At 75.0% G+C, this 17,963-nt stretch carries 16 protein-coding genes and 1 pseudogene; 10 read left to right on the forward strand and 7 right to left on the reverse strand.

All coding sequences use genetic code 11. The features are described 5' to 3' along the window. Position 1 precedes the first annotated feature (1 nt). Positions 2-1,801: an ABC transporter permease gene (locus ACF0H8_RS03650; protein WP_395287633.1), complete on the forward strand. Its 1,800-nt coding sequence runs from the start codon at positions 2-4 to the stop codon at positions 1,799-1,801. Further along, complete coding sequence (locus ACF0H8_RS03655; protein ID WP_395287634.1) at positions 1,798-2,952, forward strand: ABC transporter ATP-binding protein; 1,155 nt, start codon at positions 1,798-1,800, stop codon at positions 2,950-2,952. The genes ACF0H8_RS03650 and ACF0H8_RS03655 overlap by 4 nt, the downstream gene beginning before the upstream one ends. Before the next feature lie 32 nt (positions 2,953-2,984). Here the strand turns inward: ACF0H8_RS03655 and ACF0H8_RS03660 are convergent, their stop codons facing one another. Further along, complete coding sequence (locus tag ACF0H8_RS03660; protein WP_395287635.1) at positions 2,985-3,440, reverse strand: FAD-dependent monooxygenase; 456 nt, start codon at positions 3,438-3,440, stop codon at positions 2,985-2,987. A 131-nt stretch (positions 3,441-3,571) separates the two neighbouring features. Here ACF0H8_RS03660 and ACF0H8_RS03665 point away from each other — a divergent pair, with 131 nt between their 5' ends. Next, positions 3,572-5,092 carry an NAD(P)-binding protein gene (locus ACF0H8_RS03665; protein WP_395287636.1) on the forward strand — a complete coding sequence of 507 codons (1,521 nt, stop codon included), beginning with the start codon at positions 3,572-3,574 and terminating at the stop codon, positions 5,090-5,092. Here the strand turns inward: ACF0H8_RS03665 and ACF0H8_RS03670 are convergent. Next, on the reverse strand, positions 5,020-5,778 hold the full coding sequence (locus ACF0H8_RS03670) for an aquaporin (RefSeq protein ID WP_395287637.1): 759 nt from the start codon (positions 5,776-5,778) through the stop codon (positions 5,020-5,022). The genes ACF0H8_RS03665 and ACF0H8_RS03670 overlap by 73 nt on opposite strands. Before the next feature lie 47 nt (positions 5,779-5,825). Here ACF0H8_RS03670 and ACF0H8_RS03675 point away from each other — a divergent pair, with 47 nt between their 5' ends. Genes ACF0H8_RS03675 through trxA form a run of 3 tightly spaced genes read left to right on the forward strand, consistent with a single transcriptional unit; the run spans position 5,826 to position 7,312 of the window. Next, positions 5,826-6,542, forward strand: a complete 717-nt coding sequence (locus ACF0H8_RS03675) for a helix-turn-helix domain-containing protein (RefSeq protein ID WP_395287638.1) — start codon at positions 5,826-5,828, stop codon at positions 6,540-6,542. 20 nt (positions 6,543-6,562) lie between these two features. Further along, positions 6,563-6,973 carry an arsenate reductase ArsC gene (locus tag ACF0H8_RS03680; protein WP_395287639.1) on the forward strand — a complete coding sequence of 137 codons (411 nt, stop codon included), beginning with the start codon at positions 6,563-6,565 and terminating at the stop codon, positions 6,971-6,973. Between the two features lie 12 nt (positions 6,974-6,985). Continuing rightward, positions 6,986-7,312 carry a thioredoxin gene (gene trxA / locus ACF0H8_RS03685; protein WP_395287640.1) on the forward strand — a complete coding sequence of 109 codons (327 nt, stop codon included), beginning with the start codon at positions 6,986-6,988 and terminating at the stop codon, positions 7,310-7,312. A 6-nt stretch (positions 7,313-7,318) separates the two neighbouring features. On the opposite strand, the pseudogene ACF0H8_RS03690 reads toward trxA, so the two are convergent. Both ACF0H8_RS03690 and ACF0H8_RS03695 read right to left on the reverse strand, forming a co-directional pair. Then, positions 7,319-9,056, reverse strand: a pseudogene (locus ACF0H8_RS03690) (bifunctional 3'-5' exonuclease/DNA polymerase). A gap of 97 nt (positions 9,057-9,153) precedes the next feature. Further along, positions 9,154-9,534: a VOC family protein gene (locus ACF0H8_RS03695; RefSeq protein ID WP_395287641.1), complete on the reverse strand. Its 381-nt coding sequence runs from the start codon at positions 9,532-9,534 to the stop codon at positions 9,154-9,156. Between the two features lie 462 nt (positions 9,535-9,996). Between ACF0H8_RS03695 and ACF0H8_RS03700 the strand changes: the two genes are divergently transcribed. From ACF0H8_RS03700 to ACF0H8_RS03710, 3 genes are all read left to right on the forward strand, one after another. Continuing rightward, on the forward strand, positions 9,997-10,320 hold the full coding sequence (locus tag ACF0H8_RS03700; RefSeq protein WP_395287642.1) for a cupin: 324 nt from the start codon (positions 9,997-9,999) through the stop codon (positions 10,318-10,320). A 136-nt stretch (positions 10,321-10,456) separates the two neighbouring features. Beyond that, positions 10,457-11,221: an HAD family hydrolase gene (locus tag ACF0H8_RS03705; protein ID WP_395287643.1), complete on the forward strand. Its 765-nt coding sequence runs from the start codon at positions 10,457-10,459 to the stop codon at positions 11,219-11,221. Next, positions 11,218-13,593 (forward strand): glycoside hydrolase family 65 protein, encoded by a 2,376-nt coding sequence (locus ACF0H8_RS03710; RefSeq protein ID WP_395287644.1) that lies wholly within the window; start codon positions 11,218-11,220, stop codon positions 13,591-13,593. The genes ACF0H8_RS03705 and ACF0H8_RS03710 overlap by 4 nt, the downstream gene beginning before the upstream one ends. Before the next feature lie 323 nt (positions 13,594-13,916). On the opposite strand, the gene ACF0H8_RS03715 is transcribed toward ACF0H8_RS03710, so the two are convergent. The 3 genes from ACF0H8_RS03715 to ACF0H8_RS03725 all read right to left on the reverse strand — a co-directional run bounded on the left by ACF0H8_RS03715 (position 13,917) and on the right by ACF0H8_RS03725 (position 17,445). Further along, a complete protein-coding gene (locus tag ACF0H8_RS03715; RefSeq protein WP_395287645.1) occupies positions 13,917-14,312 on the reverse strand; it encodes a RidA family protein in 396 nt (131 codons plus the stop codon). Between the two features lie 187 nt (positions 14,313-14,499). Further along, positions 14,500-15,945 (reverse strand): lipase maturation factor family protein, encoded by a 1,446-nt coding sequence (locus tag ACF0H8_RS03720; protein ID WP_395287646.1) that lies wholly within the window; start codon positions 15,943-15,945, stop codon positions 14,500-14,502. A gap of 165 nt (positions 15,946-16,110) precedes the next feature. Next, positions 16,111-17,445 carry a DUF4921 family protein gene (locus ACF0H8_RS03725; protein WP_395287647.1) on the reverse strand — a complete coding sequence of 445 codons (1,335 nt, stop codon included), beginning with the start codon at positions 17,443-17,445 and terminating at the stop codon, positions 16,111-16,113. 151 nt (positions 17,446-17,596) lie between these two features. Here ACF0H8_RS03725 and ACF0H8_RS03730 point away from each other — a divergent pair, with 151 nt between their 5' ends. Continuing rightward, the gene (locus ACF0H8_RS03730) at positions 17,597-17,962 is read left to right on the forward strand and encodes a GNAT family N-acetyltransferase (protein WP_395287648.1); all 366 of its coding nucleotides are present in this window, start codon (positions 17,597-17,599) and stop codon (positions 17,960-17,962) included. Position 17,963: the final 1 nt, after the last annotated feature.

A 17,963-nucleotide genomic window follows, 5' to 3' on the forward strand; every position in this document is an offset into this window, starting at 1 on the left:
CATGACCGCGCCCGCCCCGCCCGCACCCGCCGCCCGGCCGTCCCGGCCCGGGCGGCTGGGCGGGGCCGGCGCGCGCCCGGCCGCCCCGCCGACCGTCCGGGGTGGGACGCGCGCGCGACGGCGGCGCGTGGCCCGCTGGGCGGCCTGGGGCCTGGCGGCGGGGATCCCGCTGCTCTTCCTGGGCACCTTCTTCCTGTGGCCCGTGCTCACCCTCGTCGGCCGGGGCTTCCTCCCGGGCGGCGAGCTCGACCTGGGCGGGTTCGCCGAAGTCTTCTCCCGGCCGCGGACCTGGCGGATCCTGGGGCAGACCCTGGCCCAGGCCACCCTGGGCACGGCGCTCTCGCTGCTGCTCGGGCTGCCCGGCGCGTACCTGCTCTACCGGTGCCGCTTCCGCGGCCGCGGCGCGGTCCGCGCGTTCGTGACCATCCCCTTCGTGCTGCCGACGGTCGTCGTCGGGGTCGCGTTCCGCTCCCTGCTGGGCGAGGGCGGGCCGCTGGGCTTCCTCGGCCTGGACGGCACCATGACCGCGATCGTGCTCGCCCTGGTGTTCTTCAACTACTCCGTGGTCGTGCGCACCGTGGGGGGGATGTGGGAGCGGCTGGACCCGCGGGCCGAGCAGGCCGCCCGCGCGCTCGGCGCTGCGCCGTCGCGGGCATTCCTCACGGTCACCCTCCCGGCACTGGGGCCCGCCATCGCCTCGGCCGCCTCGATCGTGTTCCTCTTCTGTGCCACGGCGTTCGGCGTCGTGCTCGTGCTCGGCGGGGTGCGGTACGGGACCATCGAGACCGAGATCTGGGTGCAGACCACCCAGTTCCTCGACCTGCGCGCCGCTGCCGTGCTGTCCGTGGTCCAGCTCGTCGTCGTCGGCGCCGCGCTCGCCCTGGCCGGCCGCACCCGCGCCCGCCGGGAGCGGGCCCTGCGACTGCGCGGCACCGGCGGCGGGCACCGGCTCTCCCTGGCCGTGCGCGAAGGCCCCCGGTGGCGGCCGGGCCCGGACCTGGTGCCGGCCGCGGTGACCGCCGTCGTCGTCCTCGGCCTGCTGGCGGCGCCGCTGGCCGGCCTCGTCGTCCGCTCCTTCCGCACGCCCGGCGGCTGGGGCCTGGGCAACTACGCCGCCCTGGGGACCACCGGGGGCGACAACGCCCTGACGGTGACCGTGTGGGAGGCCACCGCGAACTCGCTGCGCATCGCCGTCGACGCCACGGTGCTCGCCGTCGTCGTCGGCACGCTGGTGGCGCTGGTCGCGTCGCGCCGGCCGCGCTCGCCCACCGCCCGGCGCGCGACGCGGCTGCTCGACGCGGCTTTCATGCTCCCGCTGGGCGTCTCAGCGGTGACCGTGGGCTTCGGGTTCCTCGTCACGCTGGACCACCCGCCGCTGGACCTGCGCTCGTCGCCGATCCTGGTGCCCATCGCCCAGGCCGTGGTGGCCACCCCCATGGTGGTGCGCACCGTCCTGCCGGTGCTGCGGGCCATCGACCCGCGCCAGCGGGAGGTCGCCGAGGTGCTCGGCGCCTCCCGGTGGCAGGTGCTGGCCACCGTGGACGGCCCCTACCTCGTCCGCGCCCTGGGCCTGGCGGTCGGGTTCGCCTTCGCGGTCTCGCTCGGGGAGTTCGGGGCGACGTCGTTCCTCTCCCGCCCCGACCGGCCCACCCTGCCGGTGGTCATCTTCCGGCTGATCGGGCGCCCGGGCGCGGAGAACTACGGGATGGCCATGGCCGCGGCCGTGGTGCTGGCCGTGCTCACCGCCACGGTGATGGGCCTGGCCGAGAAGCTGCGCACGAGGGAGGCCGCCGAGTGGTGAACGAGCTGGGCGTGCGACGCCCCCGGGAGGGCCATGCGCCCGCGGGTCGCGCCGGGGCGCCGGAGACGCACGGCGGGCTGCGCGTGCGTGGCCTCGTCGTGCGCTACCCGGGCCCGGGCGGCGCCGAGCCGACCACGGCGGTCGCCGGCGTGGACCTCGACGTCGCCGTGGGCGAGGTGGTCGCGCTGCTGGGGCCCTCCGGCTCGGGCAAGTCCTCCCTGCTGCGGGCGGTCGCCGGGCTCGAGCCGGTCGCCGCGGGGTCGGTCTCGTGGGCCGGCCGGGACCTCGCGGGCGTCCCGGTGCACGAGCGCGGGTTCGGGCTGATGTTCCAGGACGGCCAGCTCTTCCCGCACCGGTCGGTGGCCGGCAACGTCGCCTACGGCCTCGCCGTGGCGCGGGTGGCGCGGGCCGAGCGACGCCGCCGCGTCGCCGAGCTGCTCGAGCTCGTGGGTTTGGCCGGCTACGGGCCCCGGCCGGTCTCCACGCTCTCGGGCGGGCAGGCGCAGCGGGTGGCCCTCGCCCGCGCGCTCGCGCCGGCGCCGACCCTGCTCCTCCTCGACGAGCCGCTCTCGGCCCTGGACCGCGGCCTGCGCGAGCGGCTGACCGGCGAGCTCCACGACATCCTGCGGGCCACCGGCACCACCGCGCTGTACGTCACCCACGACCACGACGAGGCCTTCACCGTCGCCGACCGGGTGGGCGTCATGGACCGCGGCCGGCTCCTGCAGGTGGACGCGCCGGCGCGGCTCTGGCAGGCCCCGGCGAGCCGGGACGTCGCCGCCTTCCTCGGCTACGGGCCCTTCCTGCCGGCGCGCGTCACCGGGCGGGTGGCCCGCACCGCGATCGGTGAGGCGCCGCTGCCCGCCGGCGCGGCGGCGGAGGGGGACGCCCTGCTCGGGCTCGGCCCGACGGCGCTGCACGTGGACGAGGAGGACCCGGCCGGGGTCCTCGCGCCCGTGGTGGCCACCCGGTTCCGCCGGGGCCGCACGGAGGTGGACGTGGTGCTGCCGGACGGTCAGCGGGCCACCGCGCTGGCCGGGGTGTCCCTGCCCGACGGCGACCGGGTGCGCCTGCGCCTCGACCCGGCGGGCGTGGTCGTCCTGCCTCACGGCACGCGTCACGCGGCCGGCCGGAGCCACCTCCCCAGGTAGCGGCGCACACCGGCGAGGTCCGCGCCGCCGCGCTACGCGACGTGCCCGTCCGGCCGCACGAGCAGGTGCAGCACCGTGCCCGGCGAGCGCGCGCCGAGCCGGCGCAGCGCCGTGCCCGCCGGGTCGTGCAGCGCCCCGGAGCCCGGACGGGACGAGAGCCGGTGCACGGTGAGGCGGCGGAGGTCCGCGGCCAGTCGCTCCACCTCCTCCTGCGGCCAGGAGCCGGCGGCGGCGCCGGCATGCACCTGGAGCCGCACCGCCGGGTTGCCGCGGCGCACCAGCTCGTCGCCGATCCCGTGCGGCGCGAGGACCTCGAGCGTCCGCGGCTGGACGGCCAGGGCGCGGGACTCGTGCACGCGGTCGTCGAGCCGGTCCACGACCCTCAGGCGTGCGCCGTGACGCTCGAGCTCGGCGGCCAGCGTCAGGCCCGTCGGCCCGGCGCCGACGACCAGCACGTCCACGTCCGGGTGTGCCGCGGCGGCGTCCACGGCACCACGGTAGGGGCGTGCGCGGGGCTGCGCGCCGGCGACTTCGCCGGCCCTGTCCCGCGCCGCAACGAATTGACGCCGGTCTATGGATGCGTCAGGATGACGTCCATTCGATCGATGCACGTCGATGGATGACCATCGCAGTCGTCTCCCGGAGGGAACTCATGCGCCTGTCCACCGCTCCGTCGCCCGAGCCCCTGCCCGTCGTCGTGGTGGGAGCCGGGCCCGTGGGGCTGGCCGCGGCCGCGCACCTGCTCGAGCGCGGACTGGAGCCGCTGGTGCTCGAGGCCGGCGACGGCGTCGGCGCCGCGGTGCACGAGTGGGGGCACATCCGGCTCTTCTCGCCGTGGGAGTACGACGTCGACGCCGCGGCCCGGCGCCTGCTGGAGCCGTCCGGGTGGGTGGCCCCGCCGGGCGACCTGCTGCCCACCGGGGCGGAGCTGGTGACGGAGTACCTCGAGCCGCTCGCCGGCACGCCCGCGCTGCGCGACCGCATCGTGACCGGCGCCCGGGTGGTCGCGGTCAGCCGGGAGGGGATGGACAAGACGCACGGTGCCGGCGGCGAGGACCGGCCCTTCCTGGTCCGCACCCTGGTCGACGGGCAGGTCGTGGACCACCTGGCGCGGGCGGTCCTGGACGCCTCCGGCACGTGGTCACAGCGCAACCCGCTCGGCGCCGCCGGCCTGCAGGCGCCCGGCGAGGCGGAGGCGGCCCCGTCCCTCCTCGGCCCGCTGCCCGACGTCCTCGGCCGGGACCGGGACCGCGTGGCCGGGCGCCACGTGCTCGTCGTCGGCGCCGGCCACTCCGCCACCAACACCCTGCTGAACCTCGTCGAGCTCGCCGCCGCCGAGCCCGCCACGCGGATCTCGTGGGCCGTGCGCGGGGCCTCCGTCGCCCGTGCCTACGGCGGCGGCGACGCCGACGGCCTGCCCGCCCGCGGCCGGCTGGGCTCGAGGCTGCGGGAGGCCGTCGAGGCCGGCAAGGTCGAGCTGCTCACCTCGGTCACCATCACCGGGTTCGAGGAGGTGGGCCACCGGGTCGGCGTCGCGGCGTCCACGCCGCAGGGCCCGCGGCGCCTGGTCGTCGACGCGGTCGCCGGGGCCACCGGCTTCCGGCCCGACCTGACGATGCTGCGCGAGCTCCGGCTCGACGTCGACCCCGGCGTGGAGGCGCCGAGGCGCCTCGCACCGCTGATCGACCCGGAGCATCACTCCTGCGGGACGGTGCCCGCCCACGGCGCGGAGACCCTCGCCCACCCCGAGCCGGGGTTCTTCGTGGTCGGCATGAAGTCCTACGGGCGGGCCCCGACGTTCCTGCTGGCCACCGGTTACGAGCAGGTGCGTTCCATCGCCGCGCACCTGGCCGGCGACGAGCGGGCGGCCCGCGAGCTCGAGCTGAACCTGCCCGAGACCGGGGTGTGCTCGACGAGCCTGCCGGTCGTCGACCCCGACGGCACCGTGCGCATCGATCCCGCCGGGGGCGGCTGCTGCGGCCCCGCGCCCGAACCGGTGATCATCGGGTTCCCGACCGGGCTGCGGCACGGCAGGACCGGCGAGCAGACCCCGGCCGCGGTGCGGAGTCACGCGCCGCGGGAGACGACGTCGGGCTCGGGCAGCCGGACCGCCGCACCCTCCGGAGCGGGGACCGGGTAGAGGAAGCGGGCGAGTGCGAGGCCCGCGGCCGCGCCGAGCAGCTGCGCGAGCACGAACGCCGGCGCCGACGCGGGCGCGATGCCGGCGAAGGTGTCGGTGAACAGGCGCCCGAGCGTGACGGCGGGGTTGGCGAACGAGGTCGAGCTGGTGAACCAGTACGCCGCGCCGATGTAGGCACCCACCGCTGGGGCGACCACCGCTCCCCGGCCCGAGCGGGTGAGGGAGAAGATCACCACCACCAGGCCCGCCGTGGCGACGACCTCGGCGAGCAGCAGCCCGGCCCCGGACCGCTGCGTGGTCGACAGGGACGTCGGGACCTCGAACATCGCGTTGGCCAGCGCCGCACCGGCGATGCCGCCGGCGCACTGGGCGGCGACGTACGCGCACGCGCCGCGGAGCGTCAGGCCCGCGCGGGCCCGCCGTGCCAGGAACCACTCCGCCAGCGTGACGACCGGGTTCAGGTGGGCCCCGGACACCGGGCCGAGCACGAGGATGAGGATCGTCAGACCCAGGGTGGTGGCCAGGCTGTTCTGCAGGAGCTGCAGGCCCGCGTCGTCCGGCGACAGCCGCCGGGCGGCGATCCCCGAGCCGACGACGACGGTCACGAGCAGCCCGGTGCCCAGGAGCTCAGCGACCAGCCGACGACCCCACGACGGCGCCGCGGCCGTCCCCTCACGCGTGTTCATGGGGTCCATACTTGACGAAGCCAAATCGCTCAGTCAATATTGAGGCAATGAAGGACGAGCGATTGCACGAGCTGCGGCGGCGGGCCGCGCTCCATGCGGCCCTGGCCGATCCGGCCCGGCTGCAGATCGTCGACACCCTGACCCTGGGCGATGCCTCCCCGTCGGAGCTGGCCGAGGCGCTGGGCATGCCCTCGAACCTGCTCGCCCACCACCTCAAGGTGCTCGAGCGCGAAGGGGTGCTTGCCCGCACCCGTTCGGAGGGTGACAAGCGCCGCTCCTACGTCCACCTCGTGCCCGGAGCCCTCGACGCGCTCGCCGTGCCGAGCCTGCGTCCGGTTCCGCGGGTGCTCTTCGTCTGCACCGCCAACTCCGCCCGCTCCCACCTCGCCGCCGCGCTGTGGCGCGGGGCCAGCGATGTGCCGGCCGTCTCGGCCGGAACCCACCCGGCCGCCGCCATCGCCCCCGGCGCCGTGGACAGCGCCCGCCGCCACCACCTCGACCTGCCGCTGGTCCACCCTCAGCACGTCGCCGACGTCCGCGCCGGCGACGACCTGGTCGTCACCGTCTGCGACCGCGCCCACGAGGAGCTCGACTTCCCCGTCGACGTCCACTGGTCCATCCCCGACCCCCTGCTGGCCGGCACACCGGATGCCTTCGACCACGCTCTCGAGGAGCTCGGCCGCCGCGTCGACAACCTCGCCCCCCGCCTGTCCCCACTGGCCAACCCCACCGACCCGGCGACGGCGCCCGCGCCGACCCGTTGACCCGACCCCGAGGAGACTCCATGTCGATGCTTCCCAGCGTCATGTTCGTGTGCGTCCACAACGCCGGCCGCTCCCAGATGGCCGCCGGCTACATGACCGCCCTGTCCGGCGGGCAGGTCGAGGTCCGCTCCGCCGGCTCGGCGCCCGCCGGGAGCATCAACCCGGTCGCGGTCGAGGCCATGGCCGAGGAGGGCATCGACATCACGGCCGAGAGGCCGAAGATCCTCACCCCCGACGCCGTCCAGGCCTCCGACGTCGTCATCACCATGGGCTGCGGAGACGCCTGCCCGTTCTTCCCTGGCGTGCGGTACGAGGACTGGGAGCTCGAGGACCCGGCAGGCAAGGATCTCGAGACGGTCCGCCGCGTGCGCGACGACATCCGCGGCCGGGTCGAGGCGCTGCTCGGCGAGCTGCTGCCGGCCAAGGCCTGAGAGGAGGCAGAGATGGGCAACGTCCCCGTCGTCACCGACGCCACCTTCGACGCCGAGGTGCTGGGCTCCGACGTCCCGGTCCTGGTTGACATCTGGGCCACCTGGTGCGCCCCGTGCCGGCGCACCGAGCCGATCATCGAGGAGCTCGCCGCCGAGCACGGCGACAGGCTGAGGTTCGTCAAGCTGGACGCCGACGCCAACAGCGAGACGGTGACGAGGTACGGCGTGGTCTCCATCCCGACCTTCAACGTGTACAAGGACGGCGAGCTCGTGAAGTCCCTCGTCGGCGCCCGCACCAAGAAGGAATTCCTCGACGAGCTTGCCGACTTCCTTGGCTGAGGTGGCTCAGCCCGCCTGGTCGTAGCTGTCGACCACCGCCACGTCGAGCGGGAACTCCACCGGGAAGTCGCCGAAGAGCAGGCGCCCGGCGGCGGCCGCCGCCTCCCGCACCTGCTGGGCGACGGTGTCCGCCAGCGCCGCGGGGGAGTGCACGATGACCTCGTCGTGGAGGAAGAAGACGAGGTGCGGCGCCCCGCCTCCCGCGGGGAGGCCGCGCAGCCGGGCCCGCAGGTCGGCCATCCAGCACAGCGCCCACTCCGCGGCGCTGCCCTGGACGACGAAGTTGCGGGTGAACCGCCCCCAGTCGCGGGCCTGCTGGTACGCGCGACGCCGGTCCGCGTCGGTGGCGTCGACCTCGCCGGCGCGCCGCTGGGCGGCGTGCCAGGCCTGAGGTGGCGGCGGCGAGGTGCGGCCGAGCCACGTGCGGACCACCCCGCCGCGCTCGCCGACCTGGGCGGCGCGCTCGACGACGCCCGTCGCCACGGGGGTAGGCGCGCAGCAGGGAGGGCATCAGGGCGCCGGCCTCGCCGGTGGTCGCCCCGTAGAGCGCGCCGAGCATCGCGACCTTGGCGTGCGCCCGGGTGGGGACGATCCCCTGGTCCACGAGGCCCTGGTAGAGGTCGCGGCCCTTCGCCGCCCGGGCCAGCTTCTCGTCCCGGGCCAGGGCCGCGAGCACGCGCGGCTCCACCTGTGCGGCGTCCGCGACGACCAGCTTCCACCCCGGGTCTGCCACGACCGCGCCGCGGATCTGCTTGGGCAGCTGCAGCGCGCCGCCCCCGCGGGTGGCCCAGCGCCCCGTGACCACTCCGCCGGGCACGTAGTCGGCGTGGAAGCGCCCGCGCCGCCCACCGGTGCCCGGGCGCACCCAGTCGTCCATCCAGGCCCAACCGTTCGCGGTGAGCAGGCGGGAGAGCTTCTTGTACAGCAGGAGGGGCGCGACGACCGGATGGTCCAGCGTGGCGAGCTCGTGCTTGCGGGTCGAGCGCACCTCGAGCCCGGCGCCGCGCAGAGCCCGGAGCAGCTCCGCGGGGGAGTCCGGGTTGAGCGTGGGCGCCTGGAGGAGGCGGCGGACCTCCTCGGCGAGCGCCTCCAGCCTGGCCGGCCGGGCGCCGCGCACGGGGCGCGGGCCCAGGAGGTCGGTGAGCAGGCGGTCGTGGATCCCGCGGTCCCACGGCAGCCCGTCGTGGCTCATCTCGGCGGCGACGAGGGCGCCGGCCGACTCAGCGGCCAGCAGCAGGTTGAGGCGCCCGTCGGGTGCAGCGGCGACGGCGGCGCGCTGGCGCAGGTGCTCGGCGAGGACCTCCTCGGGTCCCACGGTGGGCAGGACGTCGAGGAGCGCGGGCTGCTGCTCGTCGGTGACCGGCCGGTGCTCCCACGGGTCGCCGGGAGTGAATACGCCGTGAACCGAGGCCCGGCCGGCGCCCGCGGAACCGGCGCCCGCGGAACCGGCGTCCGCCGAACCGGCGCCCGCGGAACCGGCGCCCGCGGAACCGGCGCCCACCGCGGCGCCGGCGGAACCGGCGTCCACCGCGACGCCGGCCCGCGCATGGACCAGGATCTCGTGGCACAGGCGCAGGTCGAAGCAGCGCTCCACCCGCACGCCCGCGGCCAGCAGCGCCGGGTAGATCGCCCCCGTGTCCGGCCACACCCAGCGCGGGTGCGCGGTCTCGAGCGCGTCGACGCGTGCGGGAAGCTCCGCCTCGGGCGCGACGGCGGACGAGACCTCCGCGGCGCCGTCGAGCACCCGCAGGTGCACCCCGCCCTCGACGCGGGCCGCCAGCACCTCCACGGGTCCGAGCGTAGGACCTGGCGCCGACACCGCAGGGCGGGGCGCCCGTCGCTCAGCGCTCGGCGGCGACCTCCTGCACCGAGCGGCTCAGGACGCAGAACTCGTTCCCCTCCGGGTCGGCGAGCACGACCCAGGTCACGTCGGGCCCCTGACCGACGTCCGCGCGGGTCGCACCGAGGCCGAGGAGCCGCTCGACCTCCTCGGCCTGGGACGTGCCGTCGGCGCGGATGTCCAGGTGCAGGCGGTTCTTGACGGTCTTGGGCTCCGGGACGGGCAGGAAGTCGATCGCGGGGAGGGAGCGGTCCGCGGGCGCGATGCTGACCCCTTCGTCGCCGTCCTCGACGATCTCCCAGCCGAGGGCGGCGGTCCAGAAGTCAGCGACCCTGCGCGGGTCGTGGGCGTCGACGGCGAGGGCGGCGATGGCGCTGGTCATGCCGCATTCCTACCGCATCGCCCTCCCGGGCGCCGTTCCATTCGCCGTCGCGTCGTGCGGCGCAGCGCGCCCGCGTGCAGCCACCGCCGCCGGCGCGGGAGGCGCGCCGGCGCGAGGGGGCTCCTCCGCCGTCGTCCCCTGGCCACCGGTGAGGCATTGTCAGGCTATTCCTGACGAAGTTCCACCGGTGCGCGCTGCCAGGGCACCGTGCGCGCTGCCAGGGCCGTTTCCGACGAAGTTTCACCGGTGCGCGCTGCCAGGGCAGTTCCAGACGAAGTTCCACCGGTGCGCGCTGCCAGGGCCGTTCCCGACGAAGTTCCACCGGTGCGCGCTGCCAGGGCAGTTTCCGACGAAGTTTCACCGGTGCGCGCTGCCAGGGTCCTCAGCGGTCCGCACGACATCCGGCGACCGGTGTGCTTGTCTGACCCCGAAAGCGGTCTCCCGACATGCAGGAGGGTTCGCGTGCCCGATCTTCCAGGCCTCGTCTCCGATCAGCTCGCCGCCGCGGGAGCGTCGGCCCGCGGCCGGAGCGCGCTCCGCGTGGTGCACGACGGCCCGCTGCGCCAGACGGTGATCGCGCTGCTGGCGGGGCAGTCCCTGGAGGAGCACAACACCCCGCCGGCCGCGACGCTGCAGGTGCTCCGGGGCCGGGTGCGCCTGACGAGCCCGAGCGGTGACGTGGTGCTCAGCGCCGGCGCGCTGGAGCTGGTCCCGCACGACCGGCACGGAGTCTCGGCGATCGAGGACTCGGTGGTCCTGCTCACGGCGGTCAATCCGCAGCAGTAGCGCCGCGGCGCGCCCGGGTCCGGGCAATCCGGCGCCGCGCGGCCGATCGCCCGACGTCCCCCGGCCGGCTCTGGCGCCCTGCGCGGCCCGGCCGCCGGACGTGCAGCGACGCTCACGCGTGGAGAGACTTGGCCTCATGACGGCTGATCACGTGGAGCAGAAGACGGTGCTGGGGCTGCCCGAGGGCATCAGGGCCTGCTTGTTCGATCTCGACGGCGTGCTCACACGTACCTCAACCGTGCACCGCGCGGCCTGGGCCGAGACCTTCGACGAGTACCTCCGCGAGCGCTCCGGGCGCACCGGCGAGCCGTTCGTGCCCTTCGACGCGCGCGCGGACTACGCGACCTACGTCGACGGCAAGAAGCGCACGGACGGGGTGCGGGACTTCCTCGCCAGCCGCGGCATCGTGCTCGACGAGGGCAGCCCCACCGACACCCCGGACATGGAGACGGTCAACGGGATCGGCAACCGCAAGAACGACGCCATCCTGCGGCTCATCGCCGAGCAGGGGGTGGAGGTGTTCGAGGGCAGCCGCCGGTACGTCCAGGCCGCGCGGGAGGCGGGCCTGCGCCGGGCGGTGGTCTCCTCCAGCGCCAACACCCGCCTGGTCCTCGAGGTCACCGGGATGGCGGAGTACTTCGACGTCGTCGTCGACGCCGTGGTGGCCCGCGAGCGCGGGCTGCCGGGCAAGCCGGCGCCCGACACGTTCCTCGAGGCGGCGCGCGAGCTCGGGGTGGACAAGACCCGGGCAGCGGTCTTCGAGGACGCCCTCGCCGGGGTCGAGGCGGGCCGCGCCGGGGGGTTCGGGTTCGTCGTCGGCATCGACCGCCTGGGGCAGGCCGAGGCCCTGCGCGAGCGGGGTGCCGACGTCGTCGTCGCGGACCTGGAGGAGCTGCTGTGAGCGAGCCTGAGCCGCTGCTGCCCGTGGACCCGTGGTGCCTGCGCGAGCCGGACCTCGACCTGGAGCGGCTGGGTCAGATGGAGTCCCTCTTCGCGCTGTCCAACGGCCACATCGGGATGCGCGGCAACCTCGACGAGGGCGAGCCGCACGAGACGCAGGGCACCTACCTGGGCGGCTTCTTCGAGCACCACCCGCTGCCCTACCCCGAGGGCGGGTTCGGCTACCCGGAGTCCGGCCAGAGCTTGGTCAACGTGACCAACGGCAAGATCATCCGGCTGATGATCGACGACGAGCTCTTCGACGTCCGCTACGGCCGGGTGGTCAGCCACGAGCGCGAGCTGGAGTTCCGCTCGGGCATCCTGCGCCGCAAGGTGCACTGGATCTCGCCGTCGGGCAGGTCCGTGCGCATCAAGTCCACTCGCATGGTGTCCTTCGCGCACCGGGCGATCGCCGCCATCGCCTACACCGTGGAGGTCGACCAGCCCAGCCGCATCATCCTGCAGTCCGAGCTCGTCGCGAACGAGGCCCCGCCGGAGATCGTCAGCGACGACCCGCGGGTGGCCGAGGCGCTGGAGGACCCGCTCGTCGCGCTGGACCGGGACATCGAGCAGCGCGGCGCCGTGCTGGTGCACCGCACCCGGCGCAGCGGGCTGACGCTCGCCGCCGGCATGGACCACGACGTCGACTGCCCCTCCCAGTTCGAGATCGAGAACGAGGCCCGGGAGGACTGGGCGCGCACGACGGTCGTCACCGCGCTGCAGCCGGGGCAGAAGCTCCGCGTGGTGAAGTACCTCGGGTACGGGTGGTCGTCCACCCGGTCCGTCCCGGCCCTGCGCGACCAGGTGGCCGCGGCCCTGACCAGCGCCCGCTACGCCGGGTGGAACACCCTGCGCCACGCCCAGCGCGAGTACCTCGACGAGTTCTGGGACGCGGCCGACGTCGAGGTCGACGGCGACCCGGCCATCCAGCAGGCGGTGCGGTTCGCGCTGTTCCACGTGCTCCAGGCGGGCGCCCGCGCCGAGGGGAGGGCCATCGGGGCCAAGGGCCTGACTGGCACCGGGTACAACGGCCACACCTTCTGGGACATCGAGGGTTTCGTGCTGCCCGTGCTGACCCTGACGGCGCCCAAGGCGGCGGCCGACGCGCTGCGCTGGCGCGGCTCGACGCTGGACCGGGCGCGCGTGCGGGCGCAGACCCTGGGCCTGGAGGGGGCGACGTTCCCGTGGCGGACCATCGACGGGGAGGAGACCTCGGCGTACTGGCCGGCCGGCACCGCGGCGTTCCACATCAACGCCGACATCGCCCGCGCCTTCCACGAGTACCGCCTGGCGACCGGGGACGAGGACGTCGACCGCGAGTGCGGCCTGGCCGTCCTGGTCGAGACCGCCCGGCTGTGGCGGTCCCTCGGGCACTTCGACCGGCACGGCCGCTGGCACATCGACGGCGTCACCGGGCCGGACGAGTACAGCGCCGTCGTCGACGACAACGTCTTCACCAACCTGCTGGCGAGCCGCAACCTCACGGCCGCCGCCGACGCGTGCGTGCGCAACGTCCAGCTCTCCAAGGACCTCGACGTCTCCACCGAGGAGATGGCCGCCTGGCGCACGGCGGCCGACGCCGTCTACATCCCGTACGACGAGGAGCTGGGCGTCCACTCGCAGTCCGAGAACTACACCCGGTACGGCGAGTGGGACTTCGAGGCGAGCCGCGGCAAGTACCCGCTCCTGCTGAACTACCCGTACTTCCAGCTCTACCGCAAGCAGGTGGTCAAGCAGGCTGACCTGGTGATGGCCATGCACTGGGTGCCGGGCGCGTTCACCGCCGAGCAGAAGGCGCGCAACCTCGACTACTACGAGCGGCGGACCGTGCGGGACTCCTCGCTGTCGGCGTGCACCCAGGCCGTGATCTGCGCCGAGGTGGGGCACCTGCGCCTCGCGCACGACTATGTGCACGAGGCGGCGCTGGTGGACCTGCGCGACCTGCACCACAACACCAAGCACGGGGTGCACATCGCCTCGCTCGCCGGGACGTGGATCGCCCTGGTGGAGGGGTTCGGCGGGCTGCGCCGCGATGGCCAGGACGGCGAAGAGCTGGGCGTGGACCCGGCGCTGCCGGACGGCATCAGCCGGCTGTCGTTCCGGGTGCGGTGGCACGGTCACCGCCTGCACGTGGAGGTCGCCGAGGGGGAGGTGCGCTGCCGCCTGCTCGACGAGGACCCCGACGCGCGGCTGTCGCTGCTGCTGTGCGGCGACGTGGTCGAGGTCGGCTCGGCGGAGCCCGTGAGCCGGCCCCTGCGGTCGCGCGAGCCGCTGCTGCCCGAGCCGCCGCAGCCGCCCGGCCGTGAGCCCGCGCGGCACAGCGTGGTCGTCTGAGGCCGGCGGCGGCACGGACCGCGGGGGCTGACGGCGATTCCGGCCGGCCGCGCGCACCGTCAGACCGGCGGCGCGCCGCCGTCCTTGCGGGACGGCTCGTGCGCCGTGCCCATCTACACCACACCGGCGCGCAGCTCGGCGACCATCCGCTCGATCCGGCGTTCGCGGGGTGTCCGCGCGTTTCGCCCGGCCGATCCACGCGAGGTAGTCCTTGCGCTGCTAGGCCGGCCGGGCGGCGTAGTCGGCGGCCACGTCCAGGGCCTGCCGGACGACGTCCGGCAGGCCCTGCACCGGGCGGCTCAGGCCCCCGGTGCCCGGCTCCGTCACGGCTCCTCCTGGAGGTAGGCGAGGGCCTCGATCTCGACGAGGAAGTCCGGGCTCCCCAGCCCGGCGACCTGAAGCATGGAGATGGCCGTGGGGTGCTCACCCCAGACCGCCTGGGCGGCGCCGTAGGCCGGCCCGATCTCCTGTCCGGCCACCATGTAGATGGTCAGCTTCGCGACGTCGCGCTGGTCCGCGCCGACCTCGGCGAGCACGGTGAGCAGGTTCTCCAGCGCCTTGGCGGTCTGGCCCGCGACGTCGTCGGCGACGACCGCGCCGCTCTCGTCCACGCCGTTCTGGCCCCCGACGACCAGGAGGCGCCCCGGCCCGTCGAGGAGGACCGCCTGGGAGAAGACGGGGCTGTGGTACATGCCGTCCGGGTTGATGTGCGTAATCATCTTCGGTCTCCACGAGCACTCGGGCAGGACGTGACGGCCGCGCCGGTGCGCGGCACCGGGGCCGTGAGCAGGCGCCGCCGCCAGTGTCCCAACTGCTCGCCCGGTGCACCGCCGGTTCGCGGTCGCTCGCTCCTTGCACCGGGTTCGGCCGCCCTCCGCTGTCCCGCAGCAGCTCACCGCCGCCGGCTCAGCGCAGCAGCTCGTGCATGTTCTCCAGGCTCTGCGGGGCGACGAGGATGCCGATCTCCCGGCGCACCCACCACTGCCTGGTGCGGCGCAGCTCCTCCCACGTCGAGTAGCGGTACCGGAACACCCGGGCACGCACGTACCGCGGCCGGCGCCCCTCGAACGGGTCGCGCCGCAGCAGCCGGAGGGTGGGGCGGTCCGCCTCGAGCAGCCGGAGGAGGAAGACGGTGAACCACCGGTGCTGGGAGGGGGACCCGAGGGCGAGGAACCACATGCCCCAGTCGAGCCGGAGGTGGTACGGCGCCCACTGCCGGGGCATCTGGCCGGGGTGCCCGGGCTTGCCCTTGAACTCGTACTCGTGCCAGTCGGTGGTGAACGGGTCGTCGTCCTCGGTGCCCTCCACGACCACCTCGTCGCGCCGCCGGGTGATGGACCCGAACGCGCCGTACGCCCCCGCGAGGTGCCAGCGGTTGAACGAGGCGTTCATCTTCTGGTGGCGGTCGAACAGGTTGCGGGCCGGCCAGTAGCTGAGCACGAGCATGAGGGCGGTCATCGCCAGCACGACGACGACGAACCACACCGGCGTGGGCCCGTGCGTCTGCGCGCCCACCGCCCACGGCAGCAGCCGGCCGAGGGCGTCGTCCCCGATCGCGGAGAAGGCCAGCAGCATGGTCAGCCAGTTCAGCCAGGCGAAGTTGCCCGAGAGCACCAGCCACCCCTGGGTGATCACCATGATCGCGGCGGCCACGGTCGCGACGGGCTGGGGCACGAAGAGCAGGAACGGCAGCCCGAGCTGCGTGACGTGGTTGGCGGCGACCTCCACCTTGTGCAGCGGCCGCGGCAGGTGGTGGAAGAACCAGCTGCCCTGGTTCGGCATCGGCTGGGTCTCGTGGTGGTAGTACAGGCACGTCAGGTCCCGCCAGCACGGGTCGCCGCGCATCTTGATCAGCCCGGCGCCGAACTCCACGCGGAACAGCAGCCAGCGGAACAGGAAGATGACGACGAGCGGGGGCGCCACCTCGTCGGAGCCGAGGAATGCGGCGAGGAACCCCGCCTCGAGGAGGAGGGACTCCCAGCCGAAGCCGTAGAAGACCTGGCCGACGTTGACGATCGACAGGTACAGCGCCCAGACGACCAGGAAGGCGAGCATCGGCACCCACGGCGGGCCCGACTGCGGCAGCCCGGCGACGAGGGTGGCCGCGACGAGGGCGCCGACGCCGGAGACGACGAGCAGCAACCGGTCGGAGTAGCGCCAGAAGAACAGGCTCGGGCTGAGCCGGGCCGGGACGCGGGCGACGAAGCGCGGCACCGGGAGCAGGCCGCGCTCGCCGAGCAGCGGCCGGAACTGCAGCAGCGCGGCGACGAACCCGATGACGTAGACGGCGGCGATGCCCCGCTGCAGCACGAACCGTGCCGCGTCGTAGTCCTCCGCCCCGAACCACTCCACCGCTCGGCTCTCCCTCCGGGTCGAGCCCATTGCACACCCCGCCCCGGCCCGCTGCAGCCGGAGCCGGCCGCCACCCGCGGTGCCGGGGCGGGGCCTTCGTCCGAGGGCCGCCGGCGGCGGCCTCCGGCGGGGGCTACGCCGCGGGGCGAGACCCGCCGGCCGGGGCTACCGCGCGGGCTGGGCGGCGGCGTAGCGCAGCGCGTCCGGCCTGGCCGGGCACTCCGCCCCCACGGCCATCGGGCCGATCCGGCCCTGCGCGCGCAGGTCGAGCAGGCGCCCGACGACGCGCTCGCGCAGTGCCCAGGGGTCGATCGTGTTGAGGTAGATTCTCGTGCCGCCCTCGAAGCCGGCGATGGTGGAGATGCGCCACTTGAGCATGACGCGCCAGGGCATCGGGGCCGCCACCCGGGCGGGGCGGTGGTGCCACTCCTCGTTGGTCGGCACGTGCGCGCCGGTGGCGGCGTGGCAGGCGTGCAGCACGTCGGAGAACGCCCAGAGCTCGTCCTCGTCGTGCTCCCAGGGCAGGTTGCGGGCGCTCTTGGAGTAGACCTCCAGGGTGGGGTAGCGGTGCCCGAAGCCCGCGAAGGCGATCGCGTGCGCGTTCTCGGCGACGACGAGGCCGCACCGCGCGGCGTAGTTCACCGCGGCGTCGTTGAACAGGTTGGGCTCGTGGGCCAGCAGCGCGAGCTCGGAGTCGGTGGCGCGGCCGTGCTCGTCGATGGCGACCAGCTGCTTGTGCAGGTGGTCGAACGAGGCCCCCGCGGGCCGGAGCCAGTTCTGGAACACCGCGACGTAGCGCGCGTGCGGGTTGGCCGCGTACAGCGACCGCGCCGTCCCGGCGGTGAAGGCGAGGAACCGGTGGTGTTCCTCCGGCGTGAGGCTGCCCGAGCCGGCGAGCTCGTCGTCGCGCCGGGCGCCGTCGACGAAGTGCCGGCGGGCGATGACGACGTCGTGCCCGCCGGCGAAGAAGGCGGTGGCGTGGGCCAGCCGCTCGGCCTCGGGCAGGGCCGCCCACTCGGCGTCGGTGACGCCCGCGGCGCGCAGGCGGGCGCGGACGACGGCGAGCACGTGGGCGCGGCCGGTCGGCGTGGCCAGGTAGGCGCGCTGGTGCTCCGCGGCCGCTGCCGGCGGTGTGTAGCCGTAGTTCTCGTGCCAGTAGTCGTAGCTGAGGATCTCGAAGAGGTTCGGCACGCGCCGGAACTCGGCCACCGTCTCGTCGAGCCGCTCCGCCGGCAGGTTCTCCAGCGTCGCCCAGGAGCCGTCGGCATGGCGCACCAGCCGGGACTTCTCCGGCGGGGTCTGGAGGTAGTTCTCGTGGCAGAAGGCGCAGGCGCGGCCCACGTCGGCGGGGTCGAGCGGGGCGGGGGGCTCCGAGGGGACGTCGAGGGGCCGGTGGGCGCGGCCGGGCACGGTCCACACCTCGGTGCCGGTGAGCGGGTTCACCTGCTTGACGGTGCCGTCGGCCATCCGGACGAGTGGCTCGACGCGCGGCGAGCGCATGGCTGCACGCTACGCGCGCCGGCCCGGGCCCGTGGCGGTCCGGGGACTCGCGCCGATCCGAATGCGCCGGGTCCGGGTTGGTGGCGCTCCAGGATGGGCCGGGATAGTGGCGCTCAGGAATGCGCCGGGGCCCGGGCGTGTTCGCCCACGCATGGACACGGAGGTCCGGCAGCGCGCGGACCGCTTCGAGATCCTCGCCGGCGGCGAGGTCGCGGGCTTCACGCAGTTCCTCGACGGCGCCGGCCGGCGCATCTTCTTCCACACGGAGGTCCGCGAGGCCTACGCCGGGCAGGGCGTGGGCGGCCGGCTCGTCGAGGCCGCGCTCCGGCGCAGCCGGGAGGAGGGTCTGCGGGTGGTCCCCGTATGCCCGTACGTCGCCGCCTACCTCCGGCGGCACCCGGAGCACGCCGACATCGTCGAGCCGGTGACCCGTGAGGCGCTGGGGCACGTGAGGCACCTCCTGTCGCGGCACGAACGGGTCGCCGTCGGGAGCAGGCTGCAGCGCGACCGGGCGTGAC

Origin of the sequence: Georgenia sp. AZ-5 (assembly GCF_043952095.1) — a bacterium.
GTDB lineage: Bacteria > Actinomycetota > Actinomycetes > Actinomycetales > Actinomycetaceae > Georgenia.